The organism is Microbacterium dauci (assembly GCF_030065535.1).
Classification (GTDB): Bacteria; Actinomycetota; Actinomycetes; order Actinomycetales; family Microbacteriaceae; genus Microbacterium; species Microbacterium dauci.
Window position 1 is genome coordinate 433,373 of record NZ_JASJND010000006.1, and the last position, 15,462, is coordinate 448,834.

Genomic DNA, 15,462 nt, shown 5'->3' on the forward strand with positions numbered 1-15,462 from the left:
TGACTGCTGCTGGTGTCTCCCGAGCGAGTCGGGAGACACCAGCAGCAAGGGTATTACTCGGCGGCGCCGATCAGGGCGATCGCGGCCTCAGCCTGGGTGCGGATCTCGTCCGAGAGCGGCGCGGAGCCGGCCTCGGCGTTCGCAGCGTCCTGGCCCTCGGCGCTCACGACGTACTCGAAGTACGAGCGCACGACGTCGGCGACAGCGGCGTCCTCGTACTGGACGCAACCGATGAGGTAGCTGACCAGCGCGATCGGGTATGCACCGGCGGGAGCGGCCGCCGGGTCGATGTCGAAGACGAGGTCACCGTCGCCGCGACCCTCTTCGAGCGGCGAGCCCGAGACGAGTGCAGCGGCGGCCTCGGCCGAGAACGGCACGAACTCTTCGCCGACCTGGACGGCGGCCGAACCGAGCTCACCGACGCGCGAAGCGTCGATGTAGCCGATCGTGCCCTCACCGGCGTTGACAGCAGCCTCGACGCCCGACGTCTGCTGGGCAGCCTCGGAGCGCGTGGTCGAGACGGGCCACTCGTCAGCGTCCTCGTACGGCCATGCCTCGGGGGCGACCGACGCGAGGTACGCGGTGAAGGTGCCGGTGGTGCCCGAGGCGTCGCCACGGAAGACCGGGGTGATGGCGAGGTCGGGAAGCTCGACGCCCTCGTTGATCTCGGCGATCGCGGGGTCGTTCCACTTCTCGATCTTCTCGTTGAAGATGTCACCGATCAGGTCGGGGGTGAGGTTGAGCTCCTCGACGCCCTCGAGGTTGAAGACGACGGCGACGGGCGAGATGTAGGCCGGAACCTCGACGATCTCGTCGGTGGCGCAGGTGTTGAAGCCGCCTGCGGCGAGCTCCTCGGCGTTGAACGCGCGGTCCGAGCCGATGAACTGGCTCGAGCCGGCGAGGAAGTTGTCGCGACCGGTGCCCGAGCCCGTGGGCTGGTAGTTGATGGTCACGCCACCGTGTGCGTCCTGGAACGCGGCGGTCCAGGCCTGCTGAGCGGCACCCTGCGACGATGCGCCGGTCGCGTTGACCGTGCCGGAGAGCGTGCTGACGCCCTCGGAGGGCTCGCCACCGCCGGTGTTACCGGGCTCGTTGGCCGCGCAAGCGGTGAGCGAGAGGGCGGCAACTGCTGCGACAGCGCCCAGGCGGGCGATGCGGTTGAGCTTCACGTGAGAATCCTTCGGATTGTTCGGGAACACCCCGGTGCGGGGGCTGGGCTCGACGCTAAAGTCCGCCGGTGACCAGACTCCGCTGGCCAGGTGAACGACAGGTGAACGAACCGGGTCCGATCGGAATCACCGAAAAGCGAGTGGATGCCGCGCCCGCGGCATCCACTCGCTCAGAGCTTCGGCTGGTGGGTCTCGATCGCGACGATGCCCGAACCGGGGTTCGTCGCGGAGAGGTGCACGACCGAGAACGCGCCGGTGTCGAGCGCGGCGGACGTGCCGAGGTAGGACCCCGCGAGGGTGCCGGTCGCGAGCGCGAGTTCCCGCATGATGTCGGGCAGGACGGGGCCGTGCGAGCACAGCACGACGGGCTTCCGTGCCCGGACGCGCTTGCCGACGACGCTGCGGATGTCGGCCGTCCCCGCCTCCCACGCGTCCTGTGAGATGAGTGGCGACGTGCGGATGTCCTTGTGGAGCGCCTTCGCGATGGGCGCGACGGTGTCGACACAGCGCTTCGCGTCGCTCGAAACGACCTTGCGGACGCCGAAGGCCTGCAACGGGCCGACGAGCGCCTTCGCCTGCTTCGATCCGCGGTCGGTCAGCGGGCGCGCGGCATCCGCTCCGGTCCAGTCCTCGCGCGCGAGCGCCTTGCCGTGCCGGAGCACCGCGATCGGGAACGTGGCGAGCACGCCGTCGTCGACGAAGCGGAGGAAGTTCTCGAGGATCTCGATGTCGACCGGGTAGCTGAGCCGGGCGAGCGCCTTGCGGGGCGTCAGCCACTCGACGGCCGCGATCTCCTTGTTGGGGACGAACGCCGATGCGCGGATCGCCTCGTCACGCGCCTCGGCGCTCCAGTAGTGCACGATCTTCTGCCGTTTGCTCGGCAGTCGGTACCTCGAGACGCCGATGGGCACACCGAGAGCGACCCGGATGCCGGTCTCTTCGAAGATCTCGCGCGCGGCGGTCTCGGCGAGCGACTCGCCAGGCTCGACCTTGCCCTTGGGGAGCGTCACGTCCGCGTACGCGGTCCGATGGATCACCAGGACGTGGAGCTTGCCGTCGACGAGCCGCCACACCACGCCGCCCGCCGCGTACACCGCGGTGTCGGTCATCGCACGGCCCGCGCCCGGCGGCGTCGCTGCACCTGCGCCATCGTCTTCTCCTGCAGGTCGACGAGCGGCTTGCCGTCGCCGTCGGCGTTGTACCGGGTCCACTGACCGCCTTCGCCCAGGTGCCACGAACTGGTCGTGTCGGCCATCGCGAGGTCGAACAGCGCGGTGAGTTCGGCGAGGTGGTTCGGCTCGACGACGCGCACGAGCGCCTCGACGCGGCGGTCGAGGTTGCGGTGCATCATGTCGGCGCTGCCGATGTAGATCTGCGGGTCGCCGGCATTGTGGAACGCGAAGATGCGCGAGTGCTCCAGATAGCGCCCGAGGATCGAGCGCACCGTGATGTTGTCGCTGACGCCGGGCAGGTCGGTGCGGAGCGAGCAGATGCCGCGCACCCACACCTCGACCTTCACACCGGCCTGGCTGGCGCGGTAGAGCGCGTCGATGATCTGCTCGTCGACCATCGAGTTCACCTTGATGCGCACCGAGGCGGGCTTGCCCGCGAGCGCGTTGCGCCGCTCGTGGTCGATGTGCCGCAGCAGGCCCTTGCGCAGGTGGAGGGGCGCGACGAGAAGGCGCTTGAACTTCTTCTCGATCGCGTAGCCGCTCAGCTCGTTGAACAGGCGCGTGAGGTCACGGCCGACCTGCTCGTTCGCGGTGAACAGGCCGTAGTCCTCGTAGATGCGGCTGGTCTTCGGGTTGTAGTTGCCGGTGCCGATGTGGCTGTAGCTGCGCAGCACGCCGTCTTCCTCGCGGATGACGTGCAGCAGCTTGCAGTGGGTCTTGAGCCCGACGAGGCCGTAGACGACGTGGACTCCTGCCTTCTCGAGCTTGCGCGCCCACTCGATGTTGGCGGCCTCGTCGAAGCGGGCCTTCACCTCGACGAGCGCGAGCACCTGCTTGCCGTTCTCGGCGGCGTCGATGAGTGCTTCGACGATGGGGCTGTCGCCCGACGTGCGGTAGAGCGTCTGCTTGATGGCGAGCACGTGCGGGTCGCGGGCGGCCTGTTGCAGGAAGGCGACGACGCTCGTCGTGAACGACTCGTACGGGTGGTGGACGAGCACGTCCTCCTTGCGGATCGCGGCGAAGATGTCGGCGCGCCCGTTCTGCTCCGCGGGCTGGAACGCGGTCGCGGTCTTCGGGACGTGCGCGGGGTAGCGCAGCTCCGGACGGTCGAGCCCCGACAGCGCGAACAGGCCGCGCAGGTCGAGCGGAGCCGGCAGACGGTAGACGTCGTGCTCGGTGATGTCGAGCTCGTCGAGCAGCAGGTCGAGCGTGACGTCGTCCATGTCCTCGGTGATCTCGAGGCGGATCGGCGGGCCGAACCGGCGGCGCAGGAGCTCGGCTTCGAGGGCCTGGATGAGGTTCTCGGTCTCGTCCTCCTCGATCACCATGTCTTCGTTGCGAGTGAGGCGGAAGGTGTGGTGCTCGAGGATCTCCATCCCGGGGAACAGATCGTCGAGGTTCTCGGAGATGAGCTCCTCGATCGGGAGGTAGCGCACGTGCGCCCCGTCCTTCTTCACCTCGACGAACCGGGGCAGCATCGGCGGCACCTTGAGGCGCGCGAATTCCTGCCGCCCGGTGCGCGCGTTGCGGATGCGCACCGCGAGGTTCAGCGAGAGGCCCGAGATGTAGGGGAACGGGTGCGCGGGGTCGACCGCGAGCGGCATGAGGACGGGGAACACCTGCGCCGAGAAGTAGTCGTACAGCTCGCTGCGCTCGTCGTCGGCGAGGTCGGCCCAGGCGACGACCTCGATGCCGGCGTTCGCGAGCGCGGGGCGCACGTCTTCGGACCAGGCTCTGGCGTGGCGCTCCTGCAGCTCGTGGGCCGCGGTCGACAGGTCGCTCAGGACGTCCTGCGGCGAGCGGCCGACGTTCGTCGGCACGGCGAGGCCGGTGATGATGCGGCGCTTGAGGCCGGCGACGCGCACCATGAAGAACTCGTCGAGGTTGCTCGCGAAGATCGCGAGGAAATTCGCGCGCTCGAGCACCGGCAGGTTCGGATCCTCGGCCAATTCGAGCACCCGCTTGTTGAACGCGAGCCAGCTGAGCTCGCGGTCGAGGTAACGGTTGTCGGGCAGCTGCGAGTCGTATGCCTCGACGACGCCGTCGAAGTCGTCGTCGTCAGCGTCGCCCAGTCCGGAGTCGTGCACCTGCGTGTCGATCATCCCCACATCATTGCAGGGGCCGGTGTCTGAGACGTGAACGTGACGCGGATGCCGCCGGCTCAGGCGGGCGCACCGGGCATCTGCTCGTCCTCGTAGACGTTGAAGCGGTACCCGACGTTGCGCACGGTGCCGATCAGCTGTTCGAGGTCGCCGAGCTTGGCGCGCAGGCGTCGGACGTGCACGTCGACCGTGCGCGTGCCGCCGAAGTAGTCGTAGCCCCACACCTCGCTGAGCAGCTGCTCGCGGGTGAAGACGCGCGACGGGTGGGTCGCGAAGAAGTGGAGGAGCTGGAACTCCTTGTACGTGAGGTCGAGCGGACGCCCGTGCACCTTCGCCGAGTACGACGACTCGTCGATCGTGATGCCCGAGGTCTGGATGCGGGTCGAGACCTGCTCCTTCGACATCCGCCCCATGGCGAGGCGAATGCGCGCGTCGACCTCGGCGGGGCCGGCGCTGCCGAGGATGACGTCGTCGACGCCCCAGTCCGACGAGACGGCGGTGAGGCCGCCTTCGGTGACGACGAGCACGAGCGGGGCGTCCGCGCCGGTGGTCGTCATGATCTTGCACAGGGACTTCGCGCCGACGAGGTCGGCACGGGCGTCGACGAAGATGACGTCGGCGCTCGGGGCGTTGACGAGCTGCGCGGCCTCGGCCGGAATCTGTCGCACGCGGTGGCTGAGCAGTTCGAGCGCAGGCAGGACGGCGTCGCCGCTGGGTGCGGAGCTCAGGACGAGCAGCTGTGCCAAAGGGGATCCCTCCCGATGCGGACCCGGAACCGGTCCCATCCTAAGGTGTGTCGCTCCGCCCTCGTGCGCGCGTCGATCCGGTGCCCGTTCCTGCCGGCGCGCGCGACGCGATGCCCTCGTGCGCGTGGAGCGCCGCTGGGTCACAATGGACATATGGCCTCACCCGAGTTCCCGCCCCGCACCCGCTTCGGTGGCATCATCGCCGTCTGGGTGATCGCGGTCGTGGTCGCGCTGGCGATCGGCGTATTCGCGGAGCCCGAGTGGCGCGGCGCTTGGCTGCCCGTAGGACTCGGCGTCTGCTTCTTCGCGGCGTTCGCCGTGCAGCTCGCCTCGGGCCGGTCGCAGGGCTTCATCATGCGGGTGTCGCTGAGCGTGCTCGGCGCGATGGTGGTCATGGGGTTGCTCGGCGCAGGGTTCGCGCTCGCCGAGCTGTTCGCCGGCTGACCAGGGCGCGGCATCCGCCCGCTCACGCCGGCTCGGCCGGTAGCATGGCGGTATGGACCTCATCGCACTCGAGCTCTTCTTCGTCGGCCTGCTCGGCCTCGCGTCGCTCGCGATCGCGTTCGTCTCGGTCGTGGTGCTCAAGAACCTCTACCGCGGCCAGCGCTGAACACGTGATCGATCTGCCGACCGACCTTCCGGCCGATCTCGTCCCGCTGTCGTGGCTGCTGGGCGTCTGGGAGGGCACCGGTGTGCTCGAGTACGACGCAGGCGGCCGATCGATGTCGGGCGAGTTCTCACACCGCATCAGCTTCAGCCATGACGGTGGCGACGCGCTGAACTACGCCGCGACCGCCTGGTTCGAGACCGCCGACGGTGGCCGTAGCGACCTCGTCGCCGAGACCGGGTACTGGCGGCTCGCCCGCCCCGCGACCGAAGCCGACGCCGGCCCCGCGCTGCTCCCCGCACTCGCACCGCGCACATCGCCGCGCACGGTCGACGACGTCGAAGCGCTGCGCGCCGAGGGCGGCGGGTTCGAGATCGAAGTTGCCCTCGTCCACTCGGACGGCATCAGCGAGCTCTACCTCGGCCAGGTCCGCGGTCCGCGCATCGACATCGCGACCGATGCGATCGTCCGCCCGGCCGGCGCGAAGGACTACAGCGCCGCCACCCGCATGTACGGCCTCGTCGACGGGGACCTCCTCTGGGCGTGGGACGTCGCGGCGCTCGGCAGCCCGCTCGGCTCGCACGCCTCCGCGCGCCTCGCGAGGGTCCAGTGACCTCCTTCGCTGCACTCCCCGGCGCGGTCATGGGCGACGACGGCGTCCTGCAGCACCTCGGTGAGCCGGTCCGCGAGCAGCGTGACCTCGCCGCGGGTCGTGCCCTCGCGCCGCTGGCCGACCGCGCGGTCCTCACCGTCGCCGGCGAGGACCGGCTTTCGTGGCTCGACTCGATCACGTCGCAGGCGCTGACCTCGCTCGCACCCGGCGTCGGCACCGAGTTGCTCGTGCTCGACCCGCAGGGGCACGTCGAGTACGCGGCATCCGTCGTCGACGACGGCGAACGCACCTGGCTCATCGTCGACCGTGACCGCGCCGCCGGCCTGTTGACGTGGCTGCAGCGCATGCGCTTCCGCCTTCGCGTCGACCCGCAAGCGGCGACCGACTACGCCGTCGTCGCCGGCACAGTGGATGCCACGGCCCACCTTCCCGCCGCAGTGACCTGGCGCGACCCGTGGCCCGCCGTCTCGCCCGGAGGCTGGGGCTACGCCGCCGTGACGCCCCACCCCGGCGAGGACCGCGACTGGACCGAGGCCATCGTCCCCGTGTCGGCGCTCGAGACGCTCGTCGAGGCCGCAGCCGCAGGCACGCAGCCGCTCGCGGGCGCGCTCGCGGCCGAGGCGCTGCGCATCGCCGCCTGGCGACCCCGCGCATCGGCGGAGGCCGACGGCCGCACGCTGCCGCACGAGGTGGACTGGCTCCGCACCGCCGTGCACCTCGAGAAGGGCTGCTACCGCGGGCAGGAGACCGTCGCGAAGGTCCACAACCTCGGCCACCCGCCGCGACGCCTCGTCTCGCTGCAGCTCGACGGCTCCGACGCCGAACTCCCGGCACCCGGTGCCGCCGTCCGCCGCGACGGCGTCGACGTCGGCGCCGTGACCTCGGTCGCCCGCCATCACGACGAGGGACCGATCGCGCTCGCGATCATCAAGCGCACGGTGCCGGTGGATGCCGCGCTCACGGTCGAGGTCGACGGCGGCGAGGTCGCCGCCGCGCAAGAGGTCATCGTGCCGCCTGAGGCCGGGCGCGCGGCATCCGTTCCGCGCCTGCCGCGGCTCTCGCAGCGTCGATGACGGCCCCGCCGCCACCGACCACACCGATCCCGACCGGCTGGTCGGCGAAGCGCTATCGGCGTGACGGACTCCGCCGCCTGCGCGCCTCGGCGGTCGCGATCGTGCAGATCGTCGTCGCCGCGACCGGCGCCTTCGCGATCGCCCACTACGGTTTCGGCCACGCCGCGCCGCTGATCGCGGCGACCGTGACGGTGTCGAGTCTCGGGCTCGTGCGCGACGCCCGGCCGTGGCGTGTACTCGAGACGGTCATCGGCATGGTGCTCGGTGTCTTCGTCGCCGAGGCGGTCGTCTTCTTCGCCGGCGGTGGCTGGTGGCAGCTCGCGATCACGCTCGCAGCGAGCCTGACGATCGCCCGGTTCGTGTCGCCGCAGGCGAGCTTCGCCATCGCGGCTGCGATCCAGTCGATCATCGTCGTGATCGTGCCTGCGCAGGCGCCGTTCCTCCGACTGCTCGATGCGATCGTCGGCGGCGCGATGGCGCTGCTGGTGACCGCACTCATCCCGCGGAGCCCGCTCCGCACCGCGATCACCGACGGGCGTCGCCTGTTCGCCGCGTTCGACGCCGCGGCGGGCACCCTCGTGCAGGGGCTCCGCGGCGGAAGCCGGACCCGCGCCGAGCGCGGTCTCGAGAAGGCGCGCGAACTCCAGGCCCGCGTCGACGACTGGCGCACCTCGGTCGAGTCGGGTCGTGCGATCGCGCGGATCTCGCCGTTCCTGCGGCGGCAGCGCCACGAGCTCGAGCGCCACGAGCGCATCCGCGCGGCCATGGATCTCGCCGTCCGCAACCTCCGCGTCGTCGCCCGTCGTTCGGCGTACCTGTGCGATGACGGCAAGCCCCGCGAGGTGCCCGCCGAGATCGTCGTCGAACTCGCCCGCGGCGCCGACCTGCTGGCATCCTCGCTCACCGACATCTCGTACGAACCCGTCGCCCGCGAGACGTTGCGCGCGGTGGCGGCACGGCTCGACCCGATCGCGCTCGTGCCCGACGGTTCGCTCGGCGATCAGACGCTCGTCAGTGCGTTGCGTCCGCTCGCCACCGACCTGCTCACCGCCACCGGCCTCACCCCGGCCGAAGCCCGCGCCGTCCTGCCGCGCAGCTGAGTCACGCCTGCGGCGCGACCGCGTTCCACGGGAGCGTCAGCTCGCCGAGCCGCCAGCGGGCGCGGCCCGTCACCGGCCACCCTGCGGCCGCAAGTGCGCCGACGGCCGTCTGCCACCGCTGCACCGGTCCGAACGCGGATGCCGCGGCCGCGCGCGTCCATTCCGTGTCGAGCGCCGCGAGCGCGGCATGCACCCGCTCACCGGGGACGTTGCGGTGGATGAGCGCCTTCGGCAGCCGCTCGGCGGCGATCGCGGGGGAGTCCAGCCCCGCCAGGCGCAGCGACAGCGTGAGGCTGCGCGGCGCGGCATCCGGTCCCACCTCGATCCACGTCGAGACTCGACCGAGTTCGTCGCACGTGCCCTCGACGAGCATCCCGTCGGGGCGCAGCCGTGTGCACATGCGCGCCCAGGCGTCCGCCACGTCGGCCTCGTCGTATTGGCGCAGCACGTTGAAGGCGCGGATGACCGCCGGGCGGCGACCCGCCGGCGTCGGCACCTCGAACCCGCCGCGGGCGAACGACACCCGGGCATCCGGCGCGAACGGCGTCGCCCCCGCGCGCACATCGGCGAGCTGCGCACGCGCACGTTCGACCCGGGTCGGCTCGATCTCGAGCCCCAGTACCTCGACGTCGGGGCGAGCCCGTCGCAGGCGCGCCTCGAGCTCGAACGCGGTCACGCCGCTCGCCCCGTACCCCAGGTCGACGACGAACGGATCCACCGTGCGGCGGACGATCGGATGCCGCGCGATCCAGCGGTCCACGCGCCGGAGCCGGTTCGTGTTGGTGGTGCCGCGCGTCACCTGGCCCATGACCTTGTCTCCGCGCGTCATGCCCCCATGATCGCACCCGCCGCGCCGGTAGGATTGCGAGCATGACAGCCCCGTACACGTTGATCCTCCTCCGGCACGGTCAGAGCGAGTGGAACAAGTCCAACCAGTTCACCGGCTGGGTGGACGTCCGCCTCACCGATCAGGGCAAGGCCGAGGCCCAGCGCGGCGGCGAGCTCATCAAGGAGTCCGGCCTCACGCCCGACATCCTCCACACCTCACTCCTGTCCCGCGCGATCCAAACCGCGAACATCGCACTCGATGCGGCCGACCGCCTGTGGATCCCCGTGAAGCGCTCTTGGCGCCTCAACGAGCGCCACTACGGTGCGCTGCAGGGCAAGGACAAGGCGCAGACGCTCGAGGAGTTCGGCGAAGACCAGTTCATGCTGTGGCGTCGCTCGTTCGACGTGCCGCCGCCGGACATCGCCGACGACGACCCCTACACGCAGCTCCACGACCCGCGCTACGCGGGCATCGACGGCGACGTCCCCAAGACCGAGTCGCTGAAGATCGTCATCGACCGCCTCCTGCCCTACTGGGAGGACGAGATCGTCCCCGACCTGAAGGCTGGCAAGACCGTCATCGTTGCCGCGCACGGCAACTCGCTGCGCGCGCTCGTGAAGCACCTCGACGGCATCAGTGACGACGACATCGCCGAGCTCAACATCCCCACCGGCATCCCGCTGGTCTACCGCCTCGGCGAAGACCTCAAGCCGCTCGGACCGGGCGAGTACCTCGACCCCGAGGCTGCTGCCGCCGGCGCCGCCGCGGTCGCCTCGCAGGGCAAGAAGTAAGACCGAAACGAGAAGAGGGGGGGGGCCCGGGGGGGCGCGCGGGGGGGGGGGGGGGGGGGGGGGGGGCCGCGCCCCCCCCCCCCCCGCGGGGGGGCCCCCGGGCCCCCCCCCTCTTCTCGTCTGTCGGGGAGGGGTCAGACCGCGTCGACGCCCTCGATGTCGGCGGCCCAGGTGCCCGTCGCGAGGTACGAGACCTTCTTCGCGACCGACAGCGCGTGGTCGCCGAAGCGCTCGTGGTAGCGCGATGCGAGCGTGGCGTCGACGGTCGCCGCAGCCTCGCCCTGCCAGGCCTCGCTGAGGACCTTCTCGAAGACCGAGAGGTGCAGCGCGTCGAGCTGGTCGTCGAGCTCGCTGAGCTTGTTGACGAGGTCGAGGTCCTCGGTGCGGAGGAGGTCCGCGAGCGTGCGCGCGACCTCGACGTCGATCTCACCCATCTTCGTGAACGTGCTCTTGAGGCCCTTGGGGATCGCCCGCTCGGGGAAGCGCATGCGGGTGAGCTGCGCGATGTGCTCGGCGATGTCACCCATGCGCTCGAGCGAGGCGCTCACGCGGAGCGCGGCGACCACGATGCGCAAGTCGCGGGCGACCGGCTGCTGACGGGCGAGGATCTCGATCGCGAGCTCGTCGAGCTCGATCGCCTTGTCGTCGATGACCTGGTCGTTCTCGATGACCTCTTCGGCCAGCGCGACGTCGCCGGTGCCGAACGCGCGGGTCGCGCCCTCCATGGCGACGGCGACGAGGTCGGCGATTTCGACCAGTCGGGTCTGGACGTCCTCGAGGGACTGGTGGAACACTTCGCGCATCTGGCACCTTCTCTTGTGCGGCGGGAGGGATACGGGCGCGGGGATCTGCGCCGGAGCCGGGGCGATCCTCCCGCGCCAAGGTTAACGGTCGGTGCCGACGTGGTGAACATCCGACGATCCGAGCGGTACCGCGTCGATTCCGTTCGATGACGCTCCTCCGCCGTCTTACGCTGAAGCCATGGATTCGACGCAGCTCGCGCTGCTTGGCCTCATCGTCGGCGCGCTCATCGGAGGCGCAGCCGTCGGACTGGTCGTTTTCGCGCTGCGCTCACGCGACCGGACGCGGCGCGTCACCTCGGTCGAGATCCCCGACGGTACGGACGCCGTCCTGCAGGGGATGGACGATGCGGCTGTGGTCGTGGACGCGTCGATGCTCGTGCTCTCGGCCTCTGCGGCGGCGGAGGTGTTCGGCCTGAGGGTCGGCGGCACGCTCGCGTCGGACTCGCTCAAGCTCCTCGTCCGCGGCGTGCGGACGACCGGCGTCGCTGCCACCGAGACGATGCAGTTGAGTCGGGGCGTCGAACCCCGCCTCGTCGCGTCGCGCGCGAGTGTCATCACCCCGCGGCTCACGCTCATCGTCATCCGCGACATCACCGAGCGTGAGCGTGTCGAGCAGATGCGGCGCGATTTCGTCGCGAACACCTCGCACGAGCTCAAGACCCCCGTCGGCGCCGTCACGCTGCTCGCCGAGGCGATCGACTCCGCTGCCGACGACCCTGACCAGGTCCGCCACTTCGCTGGGCGGCTCACCGCTGAGGCGCTCCGCCTCGGTCAGCTCACCTCGCGCATCATGAACCTCTCGCGGCTCCAGTCCGCCGACGACATCGCCGAGATGCGAGACGTCGCGGTCGACGAGGTCGTGACCGCGGCGATCGAGTCGCAGGGCATCACCGCGGAGGCATCCGGGATCACGATCGCCAGAGGTGGCGAGCGCGGCCTCGTGGTGCGCGGCGACCGCCAGATCCTCACCGAGGCGATCGGCAACCTCCTCGCGAACGCAGTGGCATACTCACCGTCGGGTGCGCAGGTGGGCATCGGTGTGCGCGAGGCCGACGACACCGTCGAGATTGCCGTGGCCGATCACGGCATCGGCATCCACGAGGACGATCAGCAGCGCATCTTCGAGCGCTTCTACCGCGCCGATCAAGCCCGATCGCGACGCACCGGCGGCACCGGTCTCGGCCTCTCGATCGTCAAGCACGCCGTGCAACGTCACGGCGGCACCGTCGAGCTGTGGTCGCGACCGGGGCGCGGATCGACGTTCACCATCCGTCTTCCGCTCGTGCGCGGGGCCGAACCGTCGGCCGCCCCGAAGCGCAAGTCCAAGAAGTCCATGAAGGCTGCCGGTGCGCGAGCATCGGCCAAAAGGGGAGCACTATGACCCGTGTCCTGATCGTCGAAGACGAGCCCGACCTCGCCGACCCGCTCGCGTACCTGCTGCGCCGCGAGGGGTTCGAGGTCGAGATCGCCGAGGACGGTGGCGTCGCGCTCGACGCGTTCACCGCGCGCGGCGCTGACATCGTCCTGCTCGACCTCATGCTGCCCGGGATGCCGGGTACCGAGGTGTGCCGCATCATCCGGACCACCTCGAAGGTGCCGATCATCATGCTGACCGCGAAGGACAGCGAAGTCGACATCGTCGTGGGGCTCGAGCTCGGCGCCGACGACTACATCACCAAGCCGTACTCCTCGCGCGAGCTGCTGGCGCGCATGCGCGCGGTGCTGCGACGGAGCGAGGCGGACGAGCTCGAGGTCGACGACCGCATCATCGAGGGCGGCCGCGTCACCCTCGATATCGACCGGCACACGGTCGCGGTGGCGGGCAAGGAGATCTCCATGCCGCTCAAGGAATTCGAGCTCCTCGAGCTGCTCATGCGCAACGCCGGTCGCGTCCTCACGCGCGGGCAGCTCATCGACCGCGTGTGGGGGAGCGACTACTTCGGCGACACGAAGACGCTCGACGTGCACATCAAGCGCATCCGCTCGCGCATCGAGCAGAACCCGAGCGACCCGGTCATGCTGCTGACCGTGCGCGGCCTCGGATACCGTTTCGAAGCCTGACACGCGCCGCGAACGACGAAGCCCCCTGCCGAGCGGCAGGGGGCTTCGTGCGAGCGGTCAATCGCCGGGCGTCGCCAGCGGCGTCGGGACGAACTCGGTGTAGTAGGGGAGCGTCCCGTCCAGGATCGGGATGGCCACCGCGGTGCCTTCGCCGTCGCCGGATTGGAACGACACCTCGACGTCGGAACCGGGCGCAGCGCCCAGGTTCTCGAACAGCATGGGTGCCGACGTCACGCCGATGCTCACCGAGCTGCGCGCGGGGACCGGGAGCGTCTGCAGGTCGGAACCGATCCCGACGTTCAGGACGAGGTCCTCGTCGGTCGAGTTCACGACGCCGCCGATGAGGTTGCCGAGCGACCCGTCCTCGTTCGCGATGATCATCGCGTTGCGGACCTTCAGCGGGCCGGACTCGGGGACGTTGCGGCCGTCCGATGCGGAGTACTCGATGGTCGTCGCCTGCGGCGCGAGCATGTTGCAACCGGTGGCGCCGAGGACGACTGCGGCGCCCAGGGCGAGGGACGCGATGAAACGCGATTTCACGGATCCTCCAGGTGAAGCGAACGGCATCCAGATCATCCTATGCGGTCGGCACCCTCAGTGAACGCCGGTGGGCGGCGAACTTTAGCGCATATCGCCTGTGGTATTCTGGAGGTTGCCGAAAGGACACAACTGCATGCTTTTTGAGGTTGGCGAGACCGTCGTCTATCCGCACCACGGCGCCGCGACGATCATCGAGGTCAAGGACCGTGTGATCAAGGGTGAGACGAAGAAATACCTGAAGCTCAACGTCACGCAGGGAGACCTCGTGATCGAGGTCCCGGCGGAGAACGTCGATCTGGTGGGTGTCCGCGACGTGATCGGCAAGGACGGTCTCGAGAAAGTGTTCGACGTGCTGCGTGCGCCGTTCACCGAGGAGCCGACCAACTGGTCGCGTCGCTACAAGGCGAACCTCGAGAAGCTCGCTTCCGGTGACGTGATCAAGGTCAGCGAGGTCGTCCGCGACCTGTGGCGCCGCGATCAGGACCGTGGCCTCTCCGCCGGTGAGAAGCGCATGCTCGCCAAGGCACGGCAGATCCTCATCTCCGAGATCGCCCTCGCGCTGAAGGCCGACGAAGAGAAGGCCTCGAGCGTCCTCGACGAGGTCCTCGCCTCCTGAACCACCGAACGCCCGGCACCGCCGGGCGTTCGTCGTTTCGGCCAGCCTCGCTGGGTACGCTCGGAGGCATGAGCATCATCCCCGTGCCCCGCGTGGCCGTCGTCGTGGTGGCCGCAGGATCGGGCACCCGCCTCGCCGGTGGGGCACCGAAGGCGTTCGTCGGCGTCGACGGGCACACGATTCTGCATCACGCGCTCCGGTCGGTCTTCGCCGCAGCACCCGCACAGGTGGTCGTCGTCGCACCGGCATCCCGGGTCGGCGATGCCCTCACCGAAGTGGATGCCACAGCCGGCGACCGCCGCGATCTCGCAACCGTCGTCGCCGGTGGCGAGACCAGGCAGGACTCGGTCGCCGCCGGTCTCGCTGCGCTCTGGGCCGACGTCGAGGTCGTGCTCGTGCATGATGCGGCGCGCGCCCTCACGCCGCCCGAGGTCTTCGCCCGCGTCATCGCCGCGGTCGACGCGGGCCACGACGCGGTCGTGCCCGTTCTCCCGGTCGTCGACACGCTGAAGCGGGTAGCCGACGACGTGGTGGTCGAAGCCGTCGACCGGTCGGTCCTCGCTGCTGCGCAGACGCCGCAGGGGTTCCGTCGCGCCGTGTTGGATGCCGCGTACGCCGCGGCCACCGCGGAGTTCACCGACGACACCGCGCTCGTACAGCACGCTGGCCGCGCCGTGCACACCGTGGCGGGGGCGGACCTCTCGTTCAAGATCACCACCCAGGCCGATCTCGCCCGGGCTCGCGCCATCGTCGCGCCCGTCCCGCCGGCGCCTCGGGTCGGCGTCGGCACCGACGTACACGCGTTCGGCGGTGACGGCACGCTGTGGCTCGCAGGCCTCGAGTGGCCGGGAGAGGCCGGGCTGCACGGGCACTCCGACGGCGACGCCGTGGCGCACGCGATCGTCGACGCCGTGCTCGCCGCGGCATCCCTCGGCGACATCGGCACTCACTTCGGCGTCGACAAGCCGGAGTACGCGGGCGCCCACGCACCGGCGTTCCTGCGCCGGACCGCCGAGATCCTCGCCGAGGCGGGGTGGCGGGTCGGCAACGTGAGCGTGCAGGTCCAGGCGAATCGGCCCCGCTTCGCGGCGCGGCGACTCGAAGCCGAGCAGGTGCTGTCGGCCGCACTCGGCGCACCGGTCTCGGTGTCGGCCACGACGACCGACGGCCTCGGGTTCACCGGTGCGGGTGAGGGCGTCGCCGCGTTCGCCGTCGCAGTCGTCGTCCCGCGCTGAGGGGC

The 15,462-nt window shown here is 70.3% G+C and carries 16 protein-coding genes; 9 read left to right on the top strand and 7 right to left on the bottom strand.

All coding sequences use genetic code 11. The annotated features are described in order from the left end of the window. Window positions 1-53: 53 nt before the first annotated feature. From QNI14_RS10915 to QNI14_RS10930, 4 genes are all read right to left on the bottom strand, one after another. Window positions 54-1,169, bottom strand: a complete 1,116-nt coding sequence (locus tag QNI14_RS10915) for a phosphate ABC transporter substrate-binding protein PstS (protein ID WP_283716611.1) — start codon at window positions 1,167-1,169, stop codon at window positions 54-56. 170 nt (window positions 1,170-1,339) lie between these two features. After that, the gene (locus tag QNI14_RS10920; protein WP_283716612.1) at window positions 1,340-2,278 is read right to left on the bottom strand and encodes an NUDIX hydrolase; all 939 of its coding nucleotides are present in this window, start codon (window positions 2,276-2,278) and stop codon (window positions 1,340-1,342) included. Then, window positions 2,275-4,443, bottom strand: coding sequence for an RNA degradosome polyphosphate kinase (locus QNI14_RS10925; protein WP_283716613.1), 2,169 nt, complete (start codon window positions 4,441-4,443; stop codon window positions 2,275-2,277). Before QNI14_RS10925 ends, QNI14_RS10920 begins: the two co-directional genes overlap by 4 nt. Window positions 4,444-4,502: 59 nt before the next feature. After that, window positions 4,503-5,189, bottom strand: coding sequence for a response regulator transcription factor (locus QNI14_RS10930; RefSeq protein WP_283716614.1), 687 nt, complete (start codon window positions 5,187-5,189; stop codon window positions 4,503-4,505). Between the two features lie 153 nt (window positions 5,190-5,342). Between QNI14_RS10930 and QNI14_RS10935 the strand changes: the two genes are divergently transcribed. The 4 genes from QNI14_RS10935 (at window position 5,343) to QNI14_RS10950 (ending at window position 8,582) form a co-directional block, all read left to right on the top strand. Continuing rightward, the gene (locus tag QNI14_RS10935; protein WP_283716615.1) at window positions 5,343-5,633 is read left to right on the top strand and encodes a hypothetical protein; all 291 of its coding nucleotides are present in this window, start codon (window positions 5,343-5,345) and stop codon (window positions 5,631-5,633) included. Between the two features lie 170 nt (window positions 5,634-5,803). Next, entirely contained in the window at window positions 5,804-6,409 is a 606-nt protein-coding gene (locus QNI14_RS10940; protein WP_283716616.1) for a nitrobindin family protein, read from the top strand. Between the two features lie 29 nt (window positions 6,410-6,438). Next, window positions 6,439-7,482, top strand: a complete 1,044-nt coding sequence (gene ygfZ / locus QNI14_RS10945) for a CAF17-like 4Fe-4S cluster assembly/insertion protein YgfZ (protein ID WP_283716745.1) — start codon at window positions 6,439-6,441, stop codon at window positions 7,480-7,482. After that, the gene (locus QNI14_RS10950; RefSeq protein WP_283716617.1) at window positions 7,479-8,582 is read left to right on the top strand and encodes an FUSC family protein; all 1,104 of its coding nucleotides are present in this window, start codon (window positions 7,479-7,481) and stop codon (window positions 8,580-8,582) included. Before ygfZ ends, QNI14_RS10950 begins: the two co-directional genes overlap by 4 nt. 1 nt (window position 8,583) lies before the next feature. Here QNI14_RS10950 and QNI14_RS10955 read toward each other — a convergent pair whose 3' ends face one another. Continuing rightward, window positions 8,584-9,411, bottom strand: coding sequence for a class I SAM-dependent methyltransferase (locus QNI14_RS10955; protein ID WP_283716618.1), 828 nt, complete (start codon window positions 9,409-9,411; stop codon window positions 8,584-8,586). A 41-nt stretch (window positions 9,412-9,452) separates the two neighbouring features. Between QNI14_RS10955 and QNI14_RS10960 the strand changes: the two genes are divergently transcribed. Continuing rightward, window positions 9,453-10,202: a phosphoglyceromutase gene (locus tag QNI14_RS10960; protein WP_283716619.1), complete on the top strand. Its 750-nt coding sequence runs from the start codon at window positions 9,453-9,455 to the stop codon at window positions 10,200-10,202. Window positions 10,203-10,336: 134 nt separating this feature from the next. Here QNI14_RS10960 and phoU read toward each other — a convergent pair whose 3' ends face one another. Continuing rightward, the gene (gene phoU / locus QNI14_RS10965; RefSeq protein WP_283716620.1) at window positions 10,337-11,005 is read right to left on the bottom strand and encodes a phosphate signaling complex protein PhoU; all 669 of its coding nucleotides are present in this window, start codon (window positions 11,003-11,005) and stop codon (window positions 10,337-10,339) included. Between the two features lie 178 nt (window positions 11,006-11,183). On the opposite strand from phoU, the gene QNI14_RS10970 reads away from it, so the two are divergent. After that, window positions 11,184-12,386: a sensor histidine kinase gene (locus QNI14_RS10970; protein ID WP_283716621.1), complete on the top strand. Its 1,203-nt coding sequence runs from the start codon at window positions 11,184-11,186 to the stop codon at window positions 12,384-12,386. Beyond that, entirely contained in the window at window positions 12,383-13,066 is a 684-nt protein-coding gene (locus QNI14_RS10975) for a response regulator transcription factor (protein WP_283716622.1), read from the top strand. The genes QNI14_RS10970 and QNI14_RS10975 overlap by 4 nt, the downstream gene beginning before the upstream one ends. Before the next feature lie 57 nt (window positions 13,067-13,123). Here the strand turns inward: QNI14_RS10975 and QNI14_RS10980 are convergent, their stop codons facing one another. After that, window positions 13,124-13,606, bottom strand: coding sequence for a DNA modification methylase (locus tag QNI14_RS10980; protein ID WP_283716623.1), 483 nt, complete (start codon window positions 13,604-13,606; stop codon window positions 13,124-13,126). 133 nt (window positions 13,607-13,739) lie between these two features. Here QNI14_RS10980 and QNI14_RS10985 point away from each other — a divergent pair, with 133 nt between their 5' ends. Then, window positions 13,740-14,222, top strand: a complete 483-nt coding sequence (locus QNI14_RS10985) for a CarD family transcriptional regulator (RefSeq protein ID WP_283716624.1) — start codon at window positions 13,740-13,742, stop codon at window positions 14,220-14,222. A 68-nt stretch (window positions 14,223-14,290) separates the two neighbouring features. After that, the gene (ispD, locus tag QNI14_RS10990; RefSeq protein ID WP_283716625.1) at window positions 14,291-15,457 is read left to right on the top strand and encodes a 2-C-methyl-D-erythritol 4-phosphate cytidylyltransferase; all 1,167 of its coding nucleotides are present in this window, start codon (window positions 14,291-14,293) and stop codon (window positions 15,455-15,457) included. Window positions 15,458-15,462 lie beyond the last annotated feature (5 nt).

Coding starts and splice junctions, on each gene's coding strand:
- QNI14_RS10920 (WP_283716612.1), bottom strand. CDS start 2,278: ATGACCGACACCGCGGTGTACGCGGCGGGCGGCGTGGTGTGGCGGCTC.
- QNI14_RS10925 (WP_283716613.1), bottom strand. CDS start 4,443: ATGATCGACACGCAGGTGCACGACTCCGGACTGGGCGACGCTGACGAC.
- QNI14_RS10935 (WP_283716615.1), top strand. CDS start 5,343: ATGGCCTCACCCGAGTTCCCGCCCCGCACCCGCTTCGGTGGCATCATC.
- ygfZ (WP_283716745.1), top strand. CDS start 6,439: ATGGGCGACGACGGCGTCCTGCAGCACCTCGGTGAGCCGGTCCGCGAG.
- QNI14_RS10950 (WP_283716617.1), top strand. CDS start 7,479: ATGACGGCCCCGCCGCCACCGACCACACCGATCCCGACCGGCTGGTCG.
- QNI14_RS10955 (WP_283716618.1), bottom strand. CDS start 9,411: ATGACGCGCGGAGACAAGGTCATGGGCCAGGTGACGCGCGGCACCACC.
- QNI14_RS10960 (WP_283716619.1), top strand. CDS start 9,453: ATGACAGCCCCGTACACGTTGATCCTCCTCCGGCACGGTCAGAGCGAG.
- phoU (WP_283716620.1), bottom strand. CDS start 11,005: ATGCGCGAAGTGTTCCACCAGTCCCTCGAGGACGTCCAGACCCGACTG.
- QNI14_RS10970 (WP_283716621.1), top strand. CDS start 11,184: ATGGATTCGACGCAGCTCGCGCTGCTTGGCCTCATCGTCGGCGCGCTC.
- QNI14_RS10975 (WP_283716622.1), top strand. CDS start 12,383: ATGACCCGTGTCCTGATCGTCGAAGACGAGCCCGACCTCGCCGACCCG.
- QNI14_RS10985 (WP_283716624.1), top strand. CDS start 13,740: ATGCTTTTTGAGGTTGGCGAGACCGTCGTCTATCCGCACCACGGCGCC.
- ispD (WP_283716625.1), top strand. CDS start 14,291: ATGAGCATCATCCCCGTGCCCCGCGTGGCCGTCGTCGTGGTGGCCGCA.